The organism is Streptomyces sp. NPDC058000 (assembly GCF_042886435.1).
Taxonomy (GTDB): Bacteria; Actinomycetota; Actinomycetes; order Streptomycetales; family Streptomycetaceae; genus Streptomyces.
The window spans coordinates 48,196-66,455 of sequence record NZ_JBHVQS010000048.1 but is presented as its reverse complement, the minus strand read 5'-3'; the positions used below and the strand labels follow the sequence as shown (position 1 = coordinate 66,455).

The window sequence follows — 18,260 nt, the reverse complement described above, 5'->3', positions numbered from 1 at the left end:
GTTCGTCAGTTCATGCCGACGCACCATGACGGACTCCTGCCCGCAACGGCATTAGATCCACCGCCCCGAGCAAGAGCCATCAGACACTGCCTAGTGGTGCGCACCTCGACAGACGACAGTAAGAGTCTGGACCTGCTTGCTTTGCTCGGCCCGCAGGCGCGCACCACTTTGGCCACGGCGCTCGCGGATCCGCGGCGGGTGGACGAGGCACTGCTCGATGTCATGAAGACCGGGGTCAGTGATGTGAATCGCGAAGTCGGCAGCCTGCCGTTCGTACGGCTACAGCTCCTCCTCGCGCCCGTTGTCGAGTCGTGCCGGCTGCTGCTGCTCGCCGACGACGTTTCCGCGTCACTGTTGCCGGGTCTGCGGACCGTCGCCGCACAGGCGTACACGCTGGCCGGCCGACTCGCCTTCGAAACACGCGATGACTCCGCTTCGCACAGCTTGTACACCGCCGCCACCGAAGCAGCCGGGAAGACCGGGACGCCGTGGCGGCGCGCAATGGTGCACATGAGCCACGCTCTGGTCACTCTCTATTCGACGCCTGGCCTGGAACCCGCTCGGCAGCTCGTCGACGCCGCGGTACGCGATGCTCGCGCCGGCGGCAGCATCATCGTCCGAGCCCGTGCTCATGCGGTGCAGGCAGAGATCACGGCGCGGGCGGGAGGAGAACACGCTGCACGGCAGGCGCGGGCGGCTCTCGCCCTGGCCTGGTACGACCTCGACGGCGACCATGCCGACGATCCGTCGACGTCCTCCTTCACAGCCGCACACCTGCGAGGCTTCGAGGGCGTGACGTCGTTGCACGTCGGCGACGCAGCTGCCGCGCACGATGAGTTCGCCCGGTCCGCAGCGGCGCTCACCCGGCCGCGCGAGCAGGTCCAGCGAGCCATCGTCAGGTCTGACCAGGCACTGGCCCGACTGAGCCTTGGTGACCCGCAGTCGGCGGCCGCACTGTTGCACGAGTGCGTCAACGCCACGTCAGCGACTGGTGGACGAGTGGCGACAATGCGGCTCCGCCATGGCCGACGCGAGCTGCGGCCGTGGCGCCGGGAGGACTGGGTTGCGGACCTCGACGATCACATGATCGACGCCCTGGGTGCGTAGGCGTAAGCATCCCCTGCTCCGGCCGCACAGACACCGTCGACGGCCCTGAGCCGTCCGCAGGCGTGTCACTCAACTGGTGGCAACCGCAGGGGACGGGGCCCAGCGATGCTGGGCCCCGTCGATATTGCGTCTACCTGTGAATGATCAGGCAGGCCATCCCGGGCAAGACGCGCCCTGAAAGGTCTTTCCACTCAGTGCACAGCCGCGAGCCGTCCGGGAAGTTCTGGTTGATGCTCCAGCTTGTGTGGTCGGTGTCGCCAGTGGTGTCGGCCGACGTCCAACCCCGGATGTTCTGCTTCCACTTCCCGTTCTCCCAGAGGGTCAGGAGCGCCTGGGCATGGATCCGGTGGGGTGTCCGGGAGCTGGTCACGCTGTCCACGTGCAAGCCACTCCCGTAGACGGTGAGTCGGTTCCCCAGTCGGGTAGCGGAGCCTGTAGCTCCCGCCGGCGGAGCAATCACCAACACGGCAAGTGCGGCAAGGCTGGCTGAAGTCTTCGCTTTTCTTCGCATGCCAAAAGAACGAGAAGAGCGGCTTTCCCGTCTCGGATGTACTCGGAGATCAGCCTGCGGTGTGAAGACTGCAGATCCACATGACAGGAACGATACCGTCACTTTGTCAGAGCGCTGTTGAGCCGCTTTCGGTGACCGCGAGCACTCTCTTCGGCGGCTATTAGCCGAATCGCGGCCCGTCTCGACAACACGACAAAGACCTCTTGATTAGCGGCTTCCGCTCTTCATGAGCGCCGAGGTTCGGTGGTCGTGTTGCAGTCGCGATCGCCGTGGAGGTCCTCAGCATGACTCCTGTTCTGTTCATCGCCGCATCTCTGACGTTGTTGTTCACCCACGCAGGCTCCGCTGCGCTCGACGAAGCAAGCATGTGCGTGCGCCCGGGGCGAGGCCGCCACCGTCGCGTCGCCCGAGGACGCCACGCCGCGCGAGGGGGACGACGATGACCCCGCCGCTGCACCGCAAATCCAACGTCGTCCGCGTGCTCTGGCGCTGGACCGGAGACACCCCGCATGTAGTGTCGCGCGCCCGAACCGCCCTGCGCTGCGCCTTGGACCAACTCGGCTATGGCGGAGAGGAGGTCGAAGACGCCGTGCTGGCCATCTCGGAGCTCGTCGCCAATGCCCTTGAGCATGCACCGGGTCCGTATGAGATGAGGTTGCGTCGGGTCACGGCCGGAATGGTCTGTGAGGTGGTGGATCGAGATCCTCGCATCCCTCGGATCCCCGTCATGCCAGCAGGGATGCCATTCGCCCCCGGACCGGAAATGCGTGGGGGTGGGTTGGATGCTTTGTTGGAGGTCTTGTCGGAACGGGGCAGGGGCCTTCACATCGTGCATCAACTCACCAGTGGACGCTGGGGCTTCATGGCGCGCACGCGCGAAGGGATGAAGGTCGCCTGGATGCTCATCCCCAGTGGTCAAGCAGACGGCTAGGGGCTGGCGACCGCAGGCTGCTGCCAGACCGGGCGACAGCCTGCGTGTCGTTTCCAGGGCGCATCGACGCGAGACTCCGTGAGAGGCGCAGGGCGTCGGATGGGCCTCACTCGTTGCGGTTGAACTACGCAACACCGGGTAACTCCAGTTTGCAATTGATCACAGAGAGTGGTTATTTGGGGGCTGTCGGTGACGGAAGGTGGGGGATTGTGTTGAGTGGTGGCCGAGTGGCGTTGCGGCTTTGCGGGGCCTGCATGGTTTCGACGGCTCTGGTCCTGGTGGGTGGGTGTGCTGGGGAAAAGCCTGGAACCAAGCCATTGCCGGAGAGGACGGCTGAAGCGACGGCGTCTCGTGCGCCTGATGCGGAGCACACGGCAGCCCTCGCGGCCTATCGGGCCATGTGGCGCGATCTGACGAAGGCGTCGGAAACGTCCGATGCGGCGTTCCCGACGCTGGGAGATCACGCAACCGGCGGCGCTCTTGAGTTGATGAAATACGGCTTGAGGAAAGGAAAAGAAGGCAAGGTCGTCAGTAAAGGGGTGCCAAGGGTAAACCCTAAGATCATCAGGGCGACAAGCCGAGAGGTCATGTTGCAGGACTGCGTGGACGCCCGGAATTGGCTGGAGTACAAGCTGAACGGTGAGTTGAAGAACAACGTGCCGGGGAGTCATTTCCGGGCCGACGCAACCGTTCGGCGCAGTGAGGAGCTTTGGAAGGTTTCAGACCTTTATATGCACGAATCTGGATCCTGCTGATGCCTGGATTTGTCGCCGCAGGGGGCGTGGTCATGAGCGCCCTGGCGGTCCTCTCCGTTGCGGCCGCTGTGCTGGCCTGGGCGGATGACTCCCATTTGCGATACGCAGGAGTTACGTGCACCCCGGGTCAGTGCGAGGTGGCTGCTGGCAGCGTGTCGAAACAGTCGGACCGTCCGAGCGATAACGGTCCCACAGCGCAAGCGGCGCATGCGAATTCGAGTCATGGGGGCACGAAGGCCCCGCCAGCCATCGAGACGGGTGACTGGGGGCCCGCCTTGGCCACGATGGGCCTGGCCAACGCAGGTAAGGGGATCTTTCCGCGTTCTGATGGCGAAGAGCCGCACAATCCGAAGTCGGACGCGGAGCAGCACGTGCCGGTCAAGGCTGTGGTCCAGCGGGCAGTAGAGCGGCTGAAGTTGCCGAGACCGGTGATCCGTACGAGTCCGAGTGAGGATTTTGCGCAGGTGGTCAATGTGCCGACGTGGATGTGGGTGGAGCGTGGGACGTGGGGTCCCGTCACGACATCGGCGGCGGCGGATGGGGTGGCAGTGACGGCGACGGCCAAGCCGCGGCGGGCGGTGTGGTCGATGGGTGAGGGCGGCACGGTGGTGTGTCGGGGGCCGGGGACACCGTACTCGGCCCGGCTTGAGCCTAACGCGTCGTCGCCGGACTGCGGTTACACCTACCGGCGGGCGTCGACGTCCGAGGTGGGGAAGGCGTTTCGGGTGTCTGTGCGAGTGGTCTGGGATGTGGAGTGGGAGGGAGGTGGGAGATCCGGGGTGGTGCCGGGGCTGGCGATGTCGGCTGAGCGGCGACTGGTGGTCGATGAGGTGCAGGCCGTCGTGACGAGCTGACGGCTGGAGTGGTCGAACGGTGCGGTGCTGGTGCGCCGCTCGGTTGAAGTGGACGTTCTTACTGCGGGGTGAAATGTGGGTACCTCCTTGTCTTCTTCAGCCCCGAAGGGGGCTGCGGTTGGTGTGCCGGGGGCGCGTCGCGCGGGGCCGGAGCGGAAGCCGGTGGTGACGGGTGGTCGGCGGCGTCGGCTGGGCTGGGTGTGGGCCGGGGTGGGGGCGGTGGTGGTCTCGGCGGTTGGCTTCACGATGGTCGTAAAGGTGGCGGGTGAGCGGGACCGGGTGTTGGCGGTAGCCCGTGACGTGTCAGTAGGGCAGGTGCTGGAGCCGGGTGACCTGCGGGTGGTGGAGGTGGCAGCAGAGGCGGGTGTAGTGCCGGTGGCGCAGCGGGGCGCGGTGTTGGGGCGGCGGGCGCGGGTGCCACTGGCAGCCGGGGCGCTGTTGGCGCCGGGGCAGGTCGGAGCGCGTGCCGGGTTCCCTCCGAAGGGGTCTTCGCAAGTGGCGTTCGCGGTCGAGCCGGGTGGCTCGCCGCCGGACCTCTCGCTTGGGGAACGTGTTGCAGTGCTTCCCGGGCCGGCGAGTACAGGAACTGTGGCGGGTGATGCGGAGGAGAAGGTGCCGTCGGTGGTGACAGGAACGGTGACGGGGGTGCGGGCACCGGAGTCGGCGGCCGGGCCTCGTGTGGTCACGGTGCTGGTGGAGACCGGAGCCGCGCGGTGGGCGGCGCAGTTGGAGAATCCGCGTGTGGTGGTGCTGCCGGCCGAGGGGCGTGAGGCCCCGTGAGGCGTCTGGTGACGGTCGGGTCGGTCTCGGGTGCGCCGGGGGTGACGACGACGGCGCTGGCGTTGGGCGTCGCCTGGCCGCGTGAGGTGGACGGTGGGGTCCGGCCGGTGATGGTGGAGGCTGACGGGTCCGGTGGTGACCTGATGATGCGCTTCGGGCTGCCGCCTGCGCCCTCGTTGCTGGATGTGGCGGCCGCGGTCGGGAAACCGCATCCGGGTTCCCTGCTGGGCGCGGTGAGTGAACTGCCCTTCGGAGTACGGGCAGTGGCTGCGGTGCCGGGCCGCCGGCCGTGCACCGAGGCTGTGAAGCTCCTGGCCGCCGAAGGCGGCCAGCGCCTACTGCTGGGGGAGGACGGCGATCAGGGAACCGTGCTGCTGGACGTCGGGCGGCTCGGCGAGGACACCGTGCCCCTGCTGCGGGTCGCTGATCAGGTGGTCGTGGTGGCGCGGGGCGGTGCGGAGCCGCTGACGCACGTGTCTGCGTACGGCCTGGAGGCCGAGGCGTTCGCAGGGCGGTTGATGTTGGCGGTTGTCGGGCCGTGCCCGTATCCGGCGGATGAGGTCGCAGGAGCGCTCGGCATCGAGAAGGTGGTCTTCCTGCCGTGGGATGCCAAAGCCGTAGCCGCGATGACCCGACCGCGCCGGGGGGCTCTGCGTACGACGGGCTTCCGGGTACGGCCGCTGATGGCTGCTGCCCAGCTTCTGGCCCGGCAGTTGAGTGGACCGCAAGAGGCTGAACCGGAGACCCCGGCGGACGGGCAGCGGCGTCGGAGTCCTGCGGCTGCTGTGCGTGATGAGGGGAGTCCCTCGTGGGCGAGAGGCTGATGCCGCCACCGGGTGTGATCCCGGCACAGGGCGAGCAGGAGTTGGCGCTGCTGGTGCGGCAGCGGGTGGCGGCTCGACTGGCGGAGTATGCCGGTGAGCGTGAGGCAGCGGGGCTGCCGGCGGAGAATGAGGCGGCACGCCGGACCACCGTGGACCGTCTGCTGGCCGAGGAGCTCGGCGCCCAGCGGCGCCTGGCCCTTTCCTACGGCAGCCAGGTTGTCGATGCGTCCGTCGAGGTAAGGGTCGTCCAGGCGGTCACGGATGCGCTGTTCGGGACGGGACGCCTGGAGCGGCTGCTGGCGGACGCGACGGTGGAGAACATCTGCGTCAACGGCTGCGATGTGGTGTGGGTCAAGGACGCATCCGGGACGTGGCGACGCGAGAGTCCCGTGGCGGCCTCGGATGCCGAGCTGGTGGAACTCGTGCGCACTCTCGCGGCCAGTACGGGCGACGAGGAGCGACGCTTCGACCGGGGAATGCCCCGGCTGAATCTGCAACTCCCCGATGGCTCTCGTCTCTTCGCCGTGATGGCGGTCACCGGGCGGGTGTCGCTGACGATCCGCCGTCATCGCTTCCCGGCGGCGTCGATGGCCGAGCTGGTGCGACTCGGGGTGTGTGACCAACAGCTGGCGGCTTTCCTGACCGCGCTGGTGCGGGCACGCAAGAACATCGTGATCGGTGGTGGGACCAACGTCGGCAAGACCACGGTGCTGCGGGCCTTCGCGCACGAGATTCCGCCCGAGGAGCGACTGGTGACGATCGAGGACACCTTCGAGCTCGGTCTGGACGCGGATCCGGCGACGCATCCGAATGCGGTGGCTATGCAGGCCCGGGAGCCGAACATCGAGGGTCAGGGTGGTATCGACCAGGCCGAGCTGGTGCGTTGGGGACTGCGGATGTCGCCGGACCGGGTCATTGTCGGCGAGATCCGCGGTGCCGAGGTCATCCCGATGTGCAACGCCATGTCGCAGGGCAACGACGGCTCACTGTCCACCATCCACGCCTCGACCTCGCGCGGGGTCTTCACCAAACTCGCCTCGTACGCAGCTCAGGCCCCGGAGCGGCTGTCGTTGGAGGCGACGAACCTGATGGTCGCCTCCGCGGTCCACTTCGTCGTCCACCTGGGATGGGACACGTCGGGGCGCCGGGTGATCGACTCGGTGCGGGAGGTAATCGACGCGGACGGAGCACAGATCGTCTCCAACGAGGTCTACCGCCCCGGGCCGGACGGGCGGGCCGTTCCCGCAACTCCGCTGCGTACGGAGACCCTCAACGACTTGGTCGCGGTGGGACTGGAGCCCCGGATCACCGAGGCCCAGTGGTGGGGAGCGGCCAGATGACCACAATCAACTGGGGAACCGGCACGGTCACGGCGGTGGCAGTGGCCTGCGGCACGGTGTGCGGACTGGGGCTCGTGGCGATCGGCTACGGCGCCGTACGAAGGACGGCGCGGGAGGAACAGCCGGGGCTCAGGCGGCGTCGACTGATCGAGCGGCTGCCCGCGGACTGGACCACACGCCGCTTCACGATCGCAGTGACGGTCGGTGTGGTCGTGGGCGCCCTGACGGGTTGGCCCGTAGCGTCGGTGCTGACCACGGTCGGCGCGCTGACGCTGCCCGGTCTGCTCGGCCCGGACCGGGCGACGGCCCGGCGGACGGAGCGTATGGAGGCACTGGCGGCGTGGACGGAGATGCTGCGCGACACCCTCTCCGCAGCGGCTGGCCTGGAGCAGGCGGTGCTGGCGACGTCCGACATTGCGCCGGCCGCCCTTGAGCCTGAGATGCGGAAGCTGGCTACGACCGTGCGGTCGGGGCGCTCCCTGCCCGTCGCGCTACGGGGATTCGCCACGGACGTGGATGACCCACTGGCGGACGTGGTGGTCGCGGCGCTGGTCATGGCGGCGGAGCAGCAGGCAGGGCAGTTGGCGCCGTTGCTGGGTGAGCTGGCGGAGTCGGTGCGGGAACAGGTGGCCATGCGGCAGCGCATCGACGCCGGCCGCGCCAGCGTACGGACCGGAGTACGCGTCACCGTGATCGTCACGTTGGGGATGGCAGTGGGCATGGTGGTCTTCAACCGCCCCTACCTCGACCCCTTCAACACCTGGACCGGGCAGGTCATCCTCGCGGCGGTGGGTGGCTTGTTCGCCGCCAGCTTCACGTACCTCTCCGCGATCGGCCGGATCGACGAGCCGGTCCGCCTGATCCCCCCTGCCGTCGCCGGGACGGGGTTTGCACAGGGAGGCGAATCGTGATCGTCATGGTGCTCGGGGCACTTTTCGGCGGCGGAGCGGCCGCCCTCGTCTACGGGCTGCGTCCTCCCAGGCCCGCCCTTGCCGATGTCCTGACTGCACTCAACATGTCTGTGCAGCCAGCCTCTTCACCGACACGGGAATTGGCGGAGATGGAGTGGGCGACCCGGTTGGGGCGGCGCGCCGTGCCGCTGGTGCGTGCGCTCGGTTTCCCTACGAGGTCGTTGCGTGCGGATCTGGCTGTGTGCGGCACGGATGAGGAACAGCATCTGGCGGGCAAGGCGGCCTGTGCGATGACCGGGCTCATCGCTCCGTGGGCCGTGGTCCTGTTGCTGCGTTTGGGCGCGGATGTCGCGCCGGGGTGGTGGGTACCGCTGGCCGGATCCCTGGCCCTGGCGGCAGCGCTGTTCTTCGTCCCCGACCTCGATCTGCGCAGACGGGCGGAGTGCCGACGACGCGAGATGCGGCACACCCTCAGCCTCGTCCTGGACCTGACTGTGATCGCCCTGGCCGGCGGCGCCGGCGTTCAACAAGCCCTGACCCAGGCGATTGCCGCGCCGCAGGGCTGGGCGGCAGGCACCTTGCGGCACCCCCTGCACGTAGCGCAGCTCACCCGCACCAGCCCGTGGACCCATCTGGGAGAACTCGGCAGCCAGCTCGGCGTCAGCGACTTGGTGGAACTCGCCTCCACCCTGAGCCTCGCAGGTAGCGAGGGCGCCAAGATCCGTGGGTCGCTGGGCGCGAAAGCGCGGGCGATGAGGCGGCGCCGTGCCTCGGAGGCCGACGGGGCGGCGCAGGCGGCCACTGAGCGGATGTCGCTGCCTGTGGTGGGGCTGTTCGCCGCCTTCCTGCTGCTGATCGGCTACCCGGCCCTCGCCCACGTGCTATCCGCGACCTGACAGCCCCGAACCGTACGAGATCCAAGAGAGAGACCTGTCATGTTCGACATCAAGACCCTGGCCCGGCTGCTGCGAGCCCATCTGGCCGCGGTGCGCCGGCATGCCCGTGGGGATGCCGGTTACACCACCGAGACCGTTCTGATCACCGCCCTGCTCGTCCTCCTGGGGCTGAGCGTGGTGGGCATCATCGTCGCCAAGGTCACGGCCAAGGCCAAGGCAATCGACTTGGGGTAGACGTGACCACCATCCATCGCAGGCTGCGTGACGACCGCGGGACGGCCACGACCCAGCTGGTTTTGGTCGTGCCTGTGCTGCTGCTCCTTGCCATGTTGGTGGTGCAGTTCGCGCTGGTCTGGCACGCTCGGCACATCGCGCAGTTCGCCGCCCAGCGGGCCCTTGCCGCTGCCCGTACGAAAGCCGGTACGGCTGCTGACGGCCGGGCCCAGGCCGGTCGCAGCCTCGCGGCGCTGGGCGGCCGGATTCTGACCGCGCCTTCGGTGACCGTCGCGCGCACCGCGACGCAGACCACCGTGCGGGTCCGCGGAACGGTGATGGCCGTCGTGCCCGGCCTCTACCTCCACGCCTCCGGCACCGTCTCCGGTCCCACCGAACGCCTCACCACCCCCACCGGAGCCCGGTCATGACGTCCCCCTCTCGCGATGTTCGTGCCGCTGGCCCCGACTGCGGTTCGGCCTCGGTGGAACTGGTGCTGATCACTCCGCTGCTGGTGCTGGTGCTGCTCGTCGTGGTGGCATTGGGACGACTGGCCGATGCACGCCTCATCGTGGAGGACGCCGCCCACCAGGCCGCCCGTGCCGCTTCCCTGGCCCGGACCGAACACGCCGCCCATACGCAGGCCGTCGGCGCCGCAACCGTGGCGCTCAAGAAAGCAGGCGCCGCCTGCACCAGCCCGAGCGTCCACGTCACCACTGACGGGCTCACACCGGGTGCCAGCGTTTCGGCGAAGGTCTCCTGCACGGCTGCCCTCGCAGGCCTCACCCACACCGGCATGCCTGGCCACGTACACCTGGACGGCACCGCCTTCTCCGTCGTCGACTCCCACCGGGGTACCTCGTGACACCACGACTCCGAGCCCACCTGACCAACGTCCGGGCCAGGATCACTCACGGAGACGACCGAGGGCAGGCCACGGCGTTCGTCATCGGTGTCATGGCTGCGCTGTGGCTCTTCGCCGGGATCGTCGTCGACGGGGGCCTGGCCCTGGCCGGCAAAGCCCGAGCGCTGGACGTGGCGCAGGAAGCCGCACGCAGCGGCGCTCAGCAGCTCGACGCCGGCCGGCTGCGTGATCGCCATGAGGTCCGCCTCTTACGTGCCGAGGCTGCGCGCGCCGCCCATGCCTATGTCGTCTCTGCCGGGGACAGTGGCAGCGCGTCGGTCAGGGGGAACGCCGTCACCGTCCAGGTCACCCATCGCTACCGCACGCAGATCGTGCAGCTGGTCGGCCTGAACTCCCTCACACTGCACGCGACCGCGACCTCGCACGCCGAACGCACCAGCCCGTAAAGACTGTTCATCACTTCTGCCGCGGAGAGCGAACCGGCCGCCATGAGCACTCACCATGCCGCACTACGCGAGCGCCTGACTGCGGCCGTTATGGCCCTGGGCACTCTCACCGTCACGCTTGGCCTGCTGGGCGGAATGCCCTACGTGCTGTGGCAGGCCACCGGCGTCCCGTGGCCCGACAGCATCCATTCCTGGCGCGAGCTGGGCGAACGGCTCGCGCAGCCGATCAGCGATCCGCTGGTCATCGAGCTGCTGGCGGTGGTGGGCTGGGCCTGTTGGGCCGCCTTCGCCTATACCGTGGTCCGCGAGATCTGCTGGTATACAGCCCACCTCCCGCAACTGCTGCAGGACCGCCGCGCCCACCACGACCACGTCGCTACCCTGTCCCTCAAGGGCTCGCTGGGTGCGCTCTGCATCGGCAGCCTCGTCGTCGCCCTGCTCAGCCTCTGGCGCCCCGCGGCTGCTGACGCGCAGCAGCTCTCTTTCGCGAACGAGGCCCCGCACCGGATCGCCGCGACAGCCCCCCTCGACCCCGCGGTGGCGCAGCAAGCCGCCCCCAGTTCCGCAAGCATGGCAGCGACGTCCCGTACTGAGGCTGCCGAGCCTCATGCCAATGTCAAAACGGTGCGACACATCGAGTACACGGTGATGGAAGGCGACACGCTGTGGGACATCGCCGACGCGCACCTCGGCGACGCGCTCAAGTGGCCACGGATCTACGCCCTCAACAAGGACCGAGTACAAAGCGACGGCGTCCGCCTCCACGACCCTGACCTGCTCAAGCCCGGCTGGCAACTGACCATCCCCGTCAGCGACCGCCACCCCGCTTCGTCGGCAACTACCCCCGCTCCCGACGGCCCTCCGCTGGATTCCGTAGCAGAGCCCCCGTCCGTCTCGCCCACTTCGCCACGGTCGGCCCCCGCCCACAGACCTGTCAACGACCAGCAGATCACCGGCCGGAACGCCCTCTCCACACCACGACAGGACGACGGTGCCGCGGACCGCAAGGCGGAAACGGAGGCCGCGTCGGGACCGGCCACGATCGGGTTCGGGGAGGCGAGCCTGATCGGGATCACGATGGCGGCAGGTCTCCTGGCCGCGCGCCGCTACTGGTACGTGTACCAGCGTCGCCTGCGCGAGCCGGAAGCGCAGGTCCCCGCTTTGAGCCCGCTCGTCGACAAGGCCGCTCAAGCCGCGCATGCCGCTGCACAACCCCGCCGCTCCCACGACCCCGAAGCCCTGATCACCCGCCGCACCTCACCCCAACAACCCCGCAGCGCAGACATGGTGACCATCGGGGTAAGCGACAACACCGAGGTGCCCGTCGATGTCCTGGCCGCCACCGGCGGCTGCACCTGGACCGGCCCTGGAGCCGAGGGTGCCGCCCGCGCCCTGCTGACCGGCGTGCTCACCGCCGCCGAACGCCAACGCCCTGGTCCTCCCCACCTCAAAGCCGTCGTCACCGAAGACACCGCCGACCGCCTACTGCCCGGACTGCCACCGCAGTTCACCGCCTTGACCCAGACCACCGACACCGCACAAGCGGTCCGCATGGCCGAACAACACCTGGTCATCCACGCCCGTGCACAGCACGACCGCGAAACGCCGACAACCGGCCCAGCAACAGCGGGCAGTGCCCACGAGACCGAACCCGGCGCCCTGATCCTGCTGGCTACACCGGACGCCGCCCACCTCGGACAGGTCCAGTCCCTGGCCGCCCGCAGCCGACCCGGCGTCCTGATCGTGCTCACCCTCGACACCCCACTGCCTGGCGCCGAGCACTGGAACATCGCCGCCGACGGCACCACCACCCGACCCGACGCACACCCCCAACACCCCAGTCACCTGGAGCTGTTCCACCTCACACCCGACGCTGGCCGCGACATGACCGAAGTCCTCCTCGGCGCCCACGGCCAGCGCCCCCACCTGCGCATCCTCCCCGACCAACGCCCACCATCACGAGACAGCCAGCCGCCATCGCCTTCCGCCGACGAGCCAGAGGGCGAACCGGCCCCTGCCGGCCCGCACGCCACCACCGCCTCCCGTCCGCAACAGACCAAGCCCGTTCGCCTCCACGTCCTCGGCCCCGTCACGTTGTACGTCCGCGGCCACGAAGACCCCATCGGCACCAACCTCAGGTCCGAGGTCCACGAATTCCTCGCCCTGCTCGCCACCCACCCCACCGGACTCCTCGCCACCGACATCGCCGACAAACTCCACCTGGAACCCGACAACGCACCCAACGCCCTGAAAAACCTTCGTCGCGCCGTACGGCGTGCCCTGCGTGCCGCAACGGGGATCACCGCACAGGAATTCATCCTACGCCAAGGGGAACTCCATAAACTCCACCCGGAACTCGTAGAAACCGATCTCGACGATTTCACCAGAACCGTCAAGAAAGAATTCTCTCGAACGAAAGATTCGGCGTATGACGCCCTGCCTGCTGCACGAGAGGCTCTGGTCCACTACCGGGGTCCCTTCGCGCAAGGTGCTGACTATCTGTGGGCTGACGCGATTCGGGAACACCTCACCACGCAGGCCACCGACGTCGCTCTCCGCCTTGCCCACCAAGCCGAACACGCCACCGCCGCCCCGCAGCAGCGGGACACCATCCTGACGCTCTTGGAACACCTCGGAGCGCTCCACCCCGACCACGAGCGGCTGACCCAACACGCCATCCGGCTATACCAAGCTGCCGGCCGCCACGACGCCGCCCGCCACACCTACACCCGCCTCGAACGCCACCTCGCCGACCTCGGCCTCGAACCCGACCCATCCACCCAAGCTCTCATCGCACCGCGGACCCCCACGCGCCGAATGGGGTGAAAGCGCAGCTCAACGCCCCTGCGAGCCGCACATCGAGCCCGAAAGGCGCCTTGGCGATTCCCCCGTCGATCCGGGCGTCGTCTCCACCCTCGCTTCCGTGTACGCGCTTGGATACGACACCCCCACTGGGCCCGTAACCGCAGGTCAAGTGCCCGGCGAGCCACCCGTGGGCGAGGGCGACTGTATATCGGTGCAGCAATGCATCCCGATCTACTTGTGACGGGCCCCGGCCGTCCGTGAACCCTGAGCGTTGCCGGCATCCGGCCGTGCAGTCTTCTGTACCTCACCGCCTCCCTCTGGTCACTCTTCTACAGACCTGCCTGTCACTGCTCAGCTCCGCATGCCTACGAGGCGCAGCGGCGCCCGGGCGTAGCCGAGGGTGCCGCCGCGCCGGGGGCCGCGCCGGGGGCCGACATATGCAGGCACCTGGCAAACGGTCGTTGATTCCACGAACCACGACGCCTTGCGTCGCGCATTTTGAAATTCTCCTGAATTCCCGTCGTGAACTCGCGAGAAGTCCAGCATTATCAAGCCGAATCCGGCTTCAGCTGGAATGCGGGTCGAGCTATATTTGAATTGTTCCCAGGGGATGGGAATGGAAAAATCCCGCTAATTCTCTCGCGGAGGATATCCGCGCAGGGGTGAAGTGCGGCCAAAAACAATTCCGGCACACCGCCGCCTGAACGCCGCCGAACACCGCCCCCACTACGCCTCGAAGACGGAGAGACCCATGTGCCATGCCTGGGACGACAACACCCCTGCAATCCCCCGCATCCCCCGGCCCAGACGCCCCGCCGAGCCCCTACCCCTCCCACCCCGGCAGCCCCGTGTGCCGCGCCAAGTGCCGCCCGCCGACAAGTAGCCCACCCACCGCCTTCGGCGCCCAAGAACGGAGTCACCTATGACCACGCCGCTCCCGCCACAGCCGCAATCTGCCTCCGCCGCCCCTGCATCCTTGGCCGCTCCGTCGAAGGCACGCCCTGGTGAGTTGCGGTCCAGGGTGGCCAAGATCCTGGCAGATCATGCCGGTTCGATGTTCAGCGTCACCGAGCTGGCGAAGATGCTGGGACATTCGGGAGGCGCGGTCGGCAACGCCTGCGACACCCTCGTATGCCGGGGCGAGGCGGAGCGGGTGGGCTCCAACCCGCGTATGTACCGTGCCACGTCCGCGACCTCCGCCGCAGCGCAGGTGACCCCGACCAGTGCGGACCGGCCCAGTCAGCCTGCTCCGGTGCCCGGACCACGGCCAACTCCCCAGCCTGCGACCGCTACTCCACCGCCGGGCGGGAAGCCGCAGCCCATCACCCGACCGAACGGGCAGCAGTACCACCCCAGGGCCCTGGCACAACTCCCTGACGTCGAAGCACTGCGCAGACTGCGCGAGGCCAGTGTGCCGGTATTGCTGTATGGACCGCCAGGGACGGGCAAGACCTCTCTGATCGAGGCAGCCTTCCCAGACCTGATCACGGTAGCCGGGGACGGGGACACCACCGTCGGCGACCTCATCGGCGAATACACCCAGGACGCCAGCGGCGGCTACGAGTTCATCTACGGGCCGCTGGTCACCGCGATGCAGGAGGGACGCGCCCTCCTTCTGGACGACGCAACCCTGATCTCCCCGAAAGTTCTGGCCGCGCTCTATCCGGCGATGGACGGGCGGCGCCAGATCCAGGTCAAGGCGCACAAAGGCGAGACCATCACCGCCGCCGACGGCTTCTACGTGATCGCCGGGCACAACCCCGGCGTGCACGGTGCGGTACTCACCGAGGCCCTCGCCTCCCGGTTCAGCATGCAGATCCAGGTTGGTTCGGACTACGACCTGGCCGCCTCCTTGAAGATCAACCGAACGGCGGTGCGCGTGGCCCGCCACCTAGCCACCGGTCAGCAGGCGGGCGAAGTCGGCTGGGCACCGCAGCTACGCGAATTGATCGCCTTCCAGAAGATCGCCGACGTTCTCGGGACCGAGGCTGCCTTCGCAAACCTGGTCGGCATCGCACCCCTGGAAGACCGCGACGTGGTCGCTGAGATCGTCACCAAAGCCCTCGGCCGCCCGATCACCGCCCTCGCCCTGGGCCGCCAACTCTGACCCCGCTCGGGCCCGGCCCACCGGCCGCGCACCACACCGCACACCCACCTCATCCAAGGAAACCCCAGCCATGGCTACCCAGTTGCACAACCACCTCCCACCGGCTCCGCCCGCCCTATCCAAGGCCGAATGGGCCACTGCCCGCTGGGAGGACGACGGCGGCAACCTCGCCGAACCCCGCCCCAGCGCACAGCACGCCCACTGGCTGCGCATCGCCGCAGCCCTCAGCGCCCGCCTGCCCGAACTGACCGGGCGCGAGGACGTCCTCGTCACCTGCGAAAACGGCACCCGCTCCGGCGCCCCCGCCGCTTTCTACCCCGCCACCGCCCGACTGGAGATCGACACGGCCCTCTTCGCCCCCCTGCACCCCGCCACCATCCGCCCCGCCCGGCCCGGCGACGAAGACCACTACCCCGCCGCCTGGGGAGCCTTCGTCCACGAAGCTGCACACGCCGCCCACAGCCGCTGGGACACCCCGCCCCAGTTGCGCGGCACCGCCCTCGACGTAGCAGGACAAATCCTGGAGGAATCCCGCGCCGAGCACGCCCACCTACGCCGCCGCCCCGGCGACCGCCGCTACCTCCGCGCCGCCGTCCGCACACTGGTCCTGAACGACTTCACCGCCACCGCCCCGACCGACCGGTGGCAGGCAGCCCTCGCGGCCGGACTGCTCCTCGCCCGCCGAGACGCCGGAATCCTCGACCCGGACGAAACCCAAACCCTGGAGAACACTCTCACCAGCGCCCTCGGCTGCCACCTACTCCAGACCCTCGCCGACATCTGGACGGCCGCCCACACCACCGCTGACGAGGACGGCCGGTCCATGAGGGAACACGCCCGCGCCTGGTGCCAGGCGCTCGGTGCCGAAACCGCCTCACCGGCACCAGCTCCGGACCCGTCCACCGGGCGGAAGGGAGAACTGGCCGAAGCCATCGGCCAGGTGATCAGCCAGGTCCAGGCGAACGAGGCCGCCCAGGCCGCAGCCGAGGCCAAGGTCGCCGCCGCCCGGACAGCCCGCGCCCAAGCCAAAGCCGACCAAGCCACGCGCGCACGGCAGGCAGCGAAGACCGCCGAGAAGGTCTTCGCCTCCAACGGGCACCCCTTCACCCCCGGCGAACCCGGCAAAGGCCGCCATCGCTCGCCCGTGACCGGCACCCGACCACCGGAAGCAGTCGAGAAGGCAGCCGCCGGACAGCTGGCCAGGGCACTGCGAGCCGCCGCCTACCGGGAACGCACCACGACAGTCACAGCCTCTGCCGCCCCGCCAGGCCGCCTCAACATGCGCCAAGCCCTGGCCCGCGACGCCCAACGCGCCGCAGGAGCCACCCCCACCGCAACGCCCTGGACCCGCACCATCCACCGCCCCACCCCCATCCCACCCCTGCGCGTCGGAATCGCCGTGGACGTCTCCGGATCGATGCGCGCCGCCACCGCACCCATCACCTCGGCCGCCTGGATCCTCGCCAAAGCCACCGCCTTGACCGACCCCGACTCCCGCAGCGCCACCGTCGCCTACGACCGCTCCGTCACCGTCATCACCACCCCCGGACGCACCCCCACCCGCGTCACCCAGTTCAACGCCAAGGGAGGGGGACACAGCCTCGCCGAAGCCACCGACGCCCTCACTGCCGGACTCGACCTCGACCGCCCCGGGGCGGGCCGCCTGCTGGTAATCGCCTCAGACGGCTACTACGGCCCCGACGAAGCCGCCCGCGCCACTGCCCGTATCACCGCCCTACGGAAGACCGGGTGCGCAGTCCTGTGGCTCGCCTTCGCCCCCGACCCTCGCCCTCTCCCCGGCGCCACCGTGCTGGAACTAACCGACCCCGCTCAGGCCATCCCCGCCATCGGCAAAGCCGCCGCCACAGCCCTGGCGACCACCCATCTCTAATCCCCGTGCCGCCCCGGACCCACCCCGGGGCGGCACCAGAACCCCAACCACCACTTCCGCCCCGAACCTGATCAACAGGAAGGATCCAACTGCCATGCCCGACTTCACCAGCCACATCCATGGCACCACCGCTCGGCCCCACACCCTCTCCACCCCGACCCGCACAGACGGCACTCCCCGGCATGCCCCGGGGGATGAAACCCGCGCCTGGCCCTCGGGCCAAACGCCCACCGACTCCTTGACCGCCAACGCCGGCCACACCACCGACCTCCACACCGCACGCTTCGCCCAACCGATGAACCAGCTCATTGCCGTCCTGGAGAGCTACCAGGCCGTCATGCGCCACACCGAGGCGTGACCGCCCGCAGTTGACCTTGCGGGACCCGCCCTCCGAGCCCCGCCCCAGCACTGGACCTGCCGTGGGGCACGCGTGCCAGAGCCCCACGGCAGGTGGCCCGGATACGCAACTCGTCGCTATCGAAGGAGAGAGCAATGGAGCCGCACCACCGCCACGCCACTCACCGTCTGCTCACCGAGACACGCGGCCGCCTCGCCGCGCACCACGATGAGGTTGCCCCACCGATGCATGCACTACTTGCCCATCTCGTCGTTGAGCTGTACGACCGCGACCTACTCGGCGACCGCCCGCCTTCACTGGGCGGCGTCGTCGACGAGGCCGTCTCCTGCCTACTGAACCTGGCCACACCCCAGCACGTGGCCCGGCCCTTCGATGAGGACCTGGCCGATCGGCTGAGGGAACTCGACCGCCTCCCGCTGCCCGAGCGCCTCCGTCTCCTGGAAACCGCCGCCCGCCACATCGCCCCGATGCCGGCACCAGATCGGCTTCCAGCGCGGCGTCGCACGACAGGACTGTGCTCATGTGCGTGCAACAGCGGGGAATTTTGCGGTGGCTGCGGCCACGCGGGCTGCGGAGGCCGGCGCTGACCCGCTCTGGCCGGGATCGGCGTCACAACAACAGCGAGCGCGCCGCCGGAACGCTCTCGCCACCGGCGTGGACCGGCTC

The 18,260-nt window shown here is 68.9% G+C and carries 19 protein-coding genes and 1 pseudogene; 19 read left to right on the top strand and 1 reads right to left on the bottom strand.

Features of this window, described 5'->3' with window-relative positions; all coding sequences use genetic code 11:
* The first annotated feature begins 96 nt into the window (after nucleotides 1–96).
* Entirely contained in the window at nucleotides 97–1,107 is a 1,011-nt protein-coding gene (locus tag ACFVT2_RS32630; RefSeq protein ID WP_390023792.1) for a hypothetical protein, read from the top strand.
* A 130-nt stretch (nucleotides 1,108–1,237) separates the two neighbouring features.
* Here ACFVT2_RS32630 and ACFVT2_RS32625 read toward each other — a convergent pair whose 3' ends face one another.
* A complete protein-coding gene (locus tag ACFVT2_RS32625) occupies nucleotides 1,238–1,486 on the bottom strand; it encodes a hypothetical protein (protein WP_390023790.1) in 249 nt (82 codons plus the stop codon).
* Between the two features lie 571 nt (nucleotides 1,487–2,057).
* On the opposite strand from ACFVT2_RS32625, the gene ACFVT2_RS32620 reads away from it, so the two are divergent.
* The 18 genes and pseudogenes from ACFVT2_RS32620 (at nucleotide 2,058) to ACFVT2_RS32535 (ending at nucleotide 18,181) form a co-directional block, all read left to right on the top strand.
* Nucleotides 2,058–2,549: an ATP-binding protein gene (locus tag ACFVT2_RS32620; RefSeq protein ID WP_390023788.1), complete on the top strand. Its 492-nt coding sequence runs from the start codon at nucleotides 2,058–2,060 to the stop codon at nucleotides 2,547–2,549.
* Nucleotides 2,550–2,776: 227 nt separating this feature from the next.
* Nucleotides 2,777–3,304 carry a hypothetical protein gene (locus tag ACFVT2_RS32615; protein WP_390023786.1) on the top strand — a complete coding sequence of 176 codons (528 nt, stop codon included), beginning with the start codon at nucleotides 2,777–2,779 and terminating at the stop codon, nucleotides 3,302–3,304.
* A 284-nt stretch (nucleotides 3,305–3,588) separates the two neighbouring features.
* On the top strand, nucleotides 3,589–4,158 hold the full coding sequence (locus tag ACFVT2_RS32610; protein ID WP_390023784.1) for a hypothetical protein: 570 nt from the start codon (nucleotides 3,589–3,591) through the stop codon (nucleotides 4,156–4,158).
* A gap of 246 nt (nucleotides 4,159–4,404) precedes the next feature.
* Nucleotides 4,405–4,545, top strand: a pseudogene (locus tag ACFVT2_RS32605) (SAF domain-containing protein); the annotation flags it as partial.
* A gap of 234 nt (nucleotides 4,546–4,779) precedes the next feature.
* The gene (locus ACFVT2_RS32600; protein WP_390023801.1) at nucleotides 4,780–4,938 is read left to right on the top strand and encodes a hypothetical protein; all 159 of its coding nucleotides are present in this window, start codon (nucleotides 4,780–4,782) and stop codon (nucleotides 4,936–4,938) included.
* Nucleotides 4,935–5,762: a hypothetical protein gene (locus tag ACFVT2_RS32595; RefSeq protein ID WP_390023782.1), complete on the top strand. Its 828-nt coding sequence runs from the start codon at nucleotides 4,935–4,937 to the stop codon at nucleotides 5,760–5,762. Before ACFVT2_RS32600 ends, ACFVT2_RS32595 begins: the two co-directional genes overlap by 4 nt.
* Nucleotides 5,747–7,102 (top strand): CpaF family protein, encoded by a 1,356-nt coding sequence (locus ACFVT2_RS32590; protein WP_390023780.1) that lies wholly within the window; start codon nucleotides 5,747–5,749, stop codon nucleotides 7,100–7,102. Before ACFVT2_RS32595 ends, ACFVT2_RS32590 begins: the two co-directional genes overlap by 16 nt.
* A complete protein-coding gene (locus tag ACFVT2_RS32585; RefSeq protein ID WP_390023778.1) occupies nucleotides 7,099–8,013 on the top strand; it encodes a type II secretion system F family protein in 915 nt (304 codons plus the stop codon). The genes ACFVT2_RS32590 and ACFVT2_RS32585 overlap by 4 nt, the downstream gene beginning before the upstream one ends.
* Nucleotides 8,010–8,909: a type II secretion system F family protein gene (locus tag ACFVT2_RS32580; RefSeq protein WP_390023776.1), complete on the top strand. Its 900-nt coding sequence runs from the start codon at nucleotides 8,010–8,012 to the stop codon at nucleotides 8,907–8,909. The genes ACFVT2_RS32585 and ACFVT2_RS32580 overlap by 4 nt, the downstream gene beginning before the upstream one ends.
* A 39-nt stretch (nucleotides 8,910–8,948) precedes the next feature.
* Nucleotides 8,949–9,143, top strand: coding sequence for a hypothetical protein (locus tag ACFVT2_RS32575; protein WP_390023774.1), 195 nt, complete (start codon nucleotides 8,949–8,951; stop codon nucleotides 9,141–9,143).
* Nucleotides 9,144–9,145: 2 nt separating this feature from the next.
* On the top strand, nucleotides 9,146–9,553 hold the full coding sequence (locus ACFVT2_RS32570) for a TadE/TadG family type IV pilus assembly protein (protein WP_390023772.1): 408 nt from the start codon (nucleotides 9,146–9,148) through the stop codon (nucleotides 9,551–9,553).
* A 53-nt stretch (nucleotides 9,554–9,606) separates the two neighbouring features.
* On the top strand, nucleotides 9,607–9,987 hold the full coding sequence (locus ACFVT2_RS32565; protein WP_390023799.1) for a TadE/TadG family type IV pilus assembly protein: 381 nt from the start codon (nucleotides 9,607–9,609) through the stop codon (nucleotides 9,985–9,987).
* Nucleotides 9,984–10,433 (top strand): pilus assembly protein TadG-related protein, encoded by a 450-nt coding sequence (locus tag ACFVT2_RS32560; protein ID WP_390023770.1) that lies wholly within the window; start codon nucleotides 9,984–9,986, stop codon nucleotides 10,431–10,433. Before ACFVT2_RS32565 ends, ACFVT2_RS32560 begins: the two co-directional genes overlap by 4 nt.
* A 42-nt stretch (nucleotides 10,434–10,475) precedes the next feature.
* Nucleotides 10,476–13,259: a BTAD domain-containing putative transcriptional regulator gene (locus ACFVT2_RS32555; RefSeq protein WP_390023768.1), complete on the top strand. Its 2,784-nt coding sequence runs from the start codon at nucleotides 10,476–10,478 to the stop codon at nucleotides 13,257–13,259.
* Between the two features lie 1,000 nt (nucleotides 13,260–14,259).
* A complete protein-coding gene (locus ACFVT2_RS32550; RefSeq protein ID WP_390023766.1) occupies nucleotides 14,260–15,345 on the top strand; it encodes an AAA family ATPase in 1,086 nt (361 codons plus the stop codon).
* Nucleotides 15,346–15,415: 70 nt separating this feature from the next.
* Nucleotides 15,416–17,236: a VWA domain-containing protein gene (locus ACFVT2_RS32545; protein WP_390023764.1), complete on the top strand. Its 1,821-nt coding sequence runs from the start codon at nucleotides 15,416–15,418 to the stop codon at nucleotides 17,234–17,236.
* A gap of 94 nt (nucleotides 17,237–17,330) precedes the next feature.
* Nucleotides 17,331–17,594 (top strand): hypothetical protein, encoded by a 264-nt coding sequence (locus ACFVT2_RS32540; protein WP_390023762.1) that lies wholly within the window; start codon nucleotides 17,331–17,333, stop codon nucleotides 17,592–17,594.
* A gap of 134 nt (nucleotides 17,595–17,728) precedes the next feature.
* On the top strand, nucleotides 17,729–18,181 hold the full coding sequence (locus tag ACFVT2_RS32535; protein ID WP_390023760.1) for a hypothetical protein: 453 nt from the start codon (nucleotides 17,729–17,731) through the stop codon (nucleotides 18,179–18,181).
* Nucleotides 18,182–18,260: the final 79 nt, after the last annotated feature.

Excerpts from the sequence above, each read along its gene's own strand:
- ACFVT2_RS32535 (WP_390023760.1), top strand. The coding sequence starts at position 17,729 with ATGGAGCCGCACCACCGCCACGCCACTCACCGTCTGCTCACCGAGACA.
- ACFVT2_RS32555 (WP_390023768.1), top strand. The coding sequence starts at position 10,476 with ATGAGCACTCACCATGCCGCACTACGCGAGCGCCTGACTGCGGCCGTT.
- ACFVT2_RS32540 (WP_390023762.1), top strand. The coding sequence starts at position 17,331 with ATGCCCGACTTCACCAGCCACATCCATGGCACCACCGCTCGGCCCCAC.
- ACFVT2_RS32575 (WP_390023774.1), top strand. The coding sequence starts at position 8,949 with ATGTTCGACATCAAGACCCTGGCCCGGCTGCTGCGAGCCCATCTGGCC.
- ACFVT2_RS32585 (WP_390023778.1), top strand. The coding sequence starts at position 7,099 with ATGACCACAATCAACTGGGGAACCGGCACGGTCACGGCGGTGGCAGTG.
- ACFVT2_RS32610 (WP_390023784.1), top strand. The coding sequence starts at position 3,589 with ATGGGCCTGGCCAACGCAGGTAAGGGGATCTTTCCGCGTTCTGATGGC.
- ACFVT2_RS32545 (WP_390023764.1), top strand. The coding sequence starts at position 15,416 with ATGGCTACCCAGTTGCACAACCACCTCCCACCGGCTCCGCCCGCCCTA.
- ACFVT2_RS32620 (WP_390023788.1), top strand. The coding sequence starts at position 2,058 with ATGACCCCGCCGCTGCACCGCAAATCCAACGTCGTCCGCGTGCTCTGG.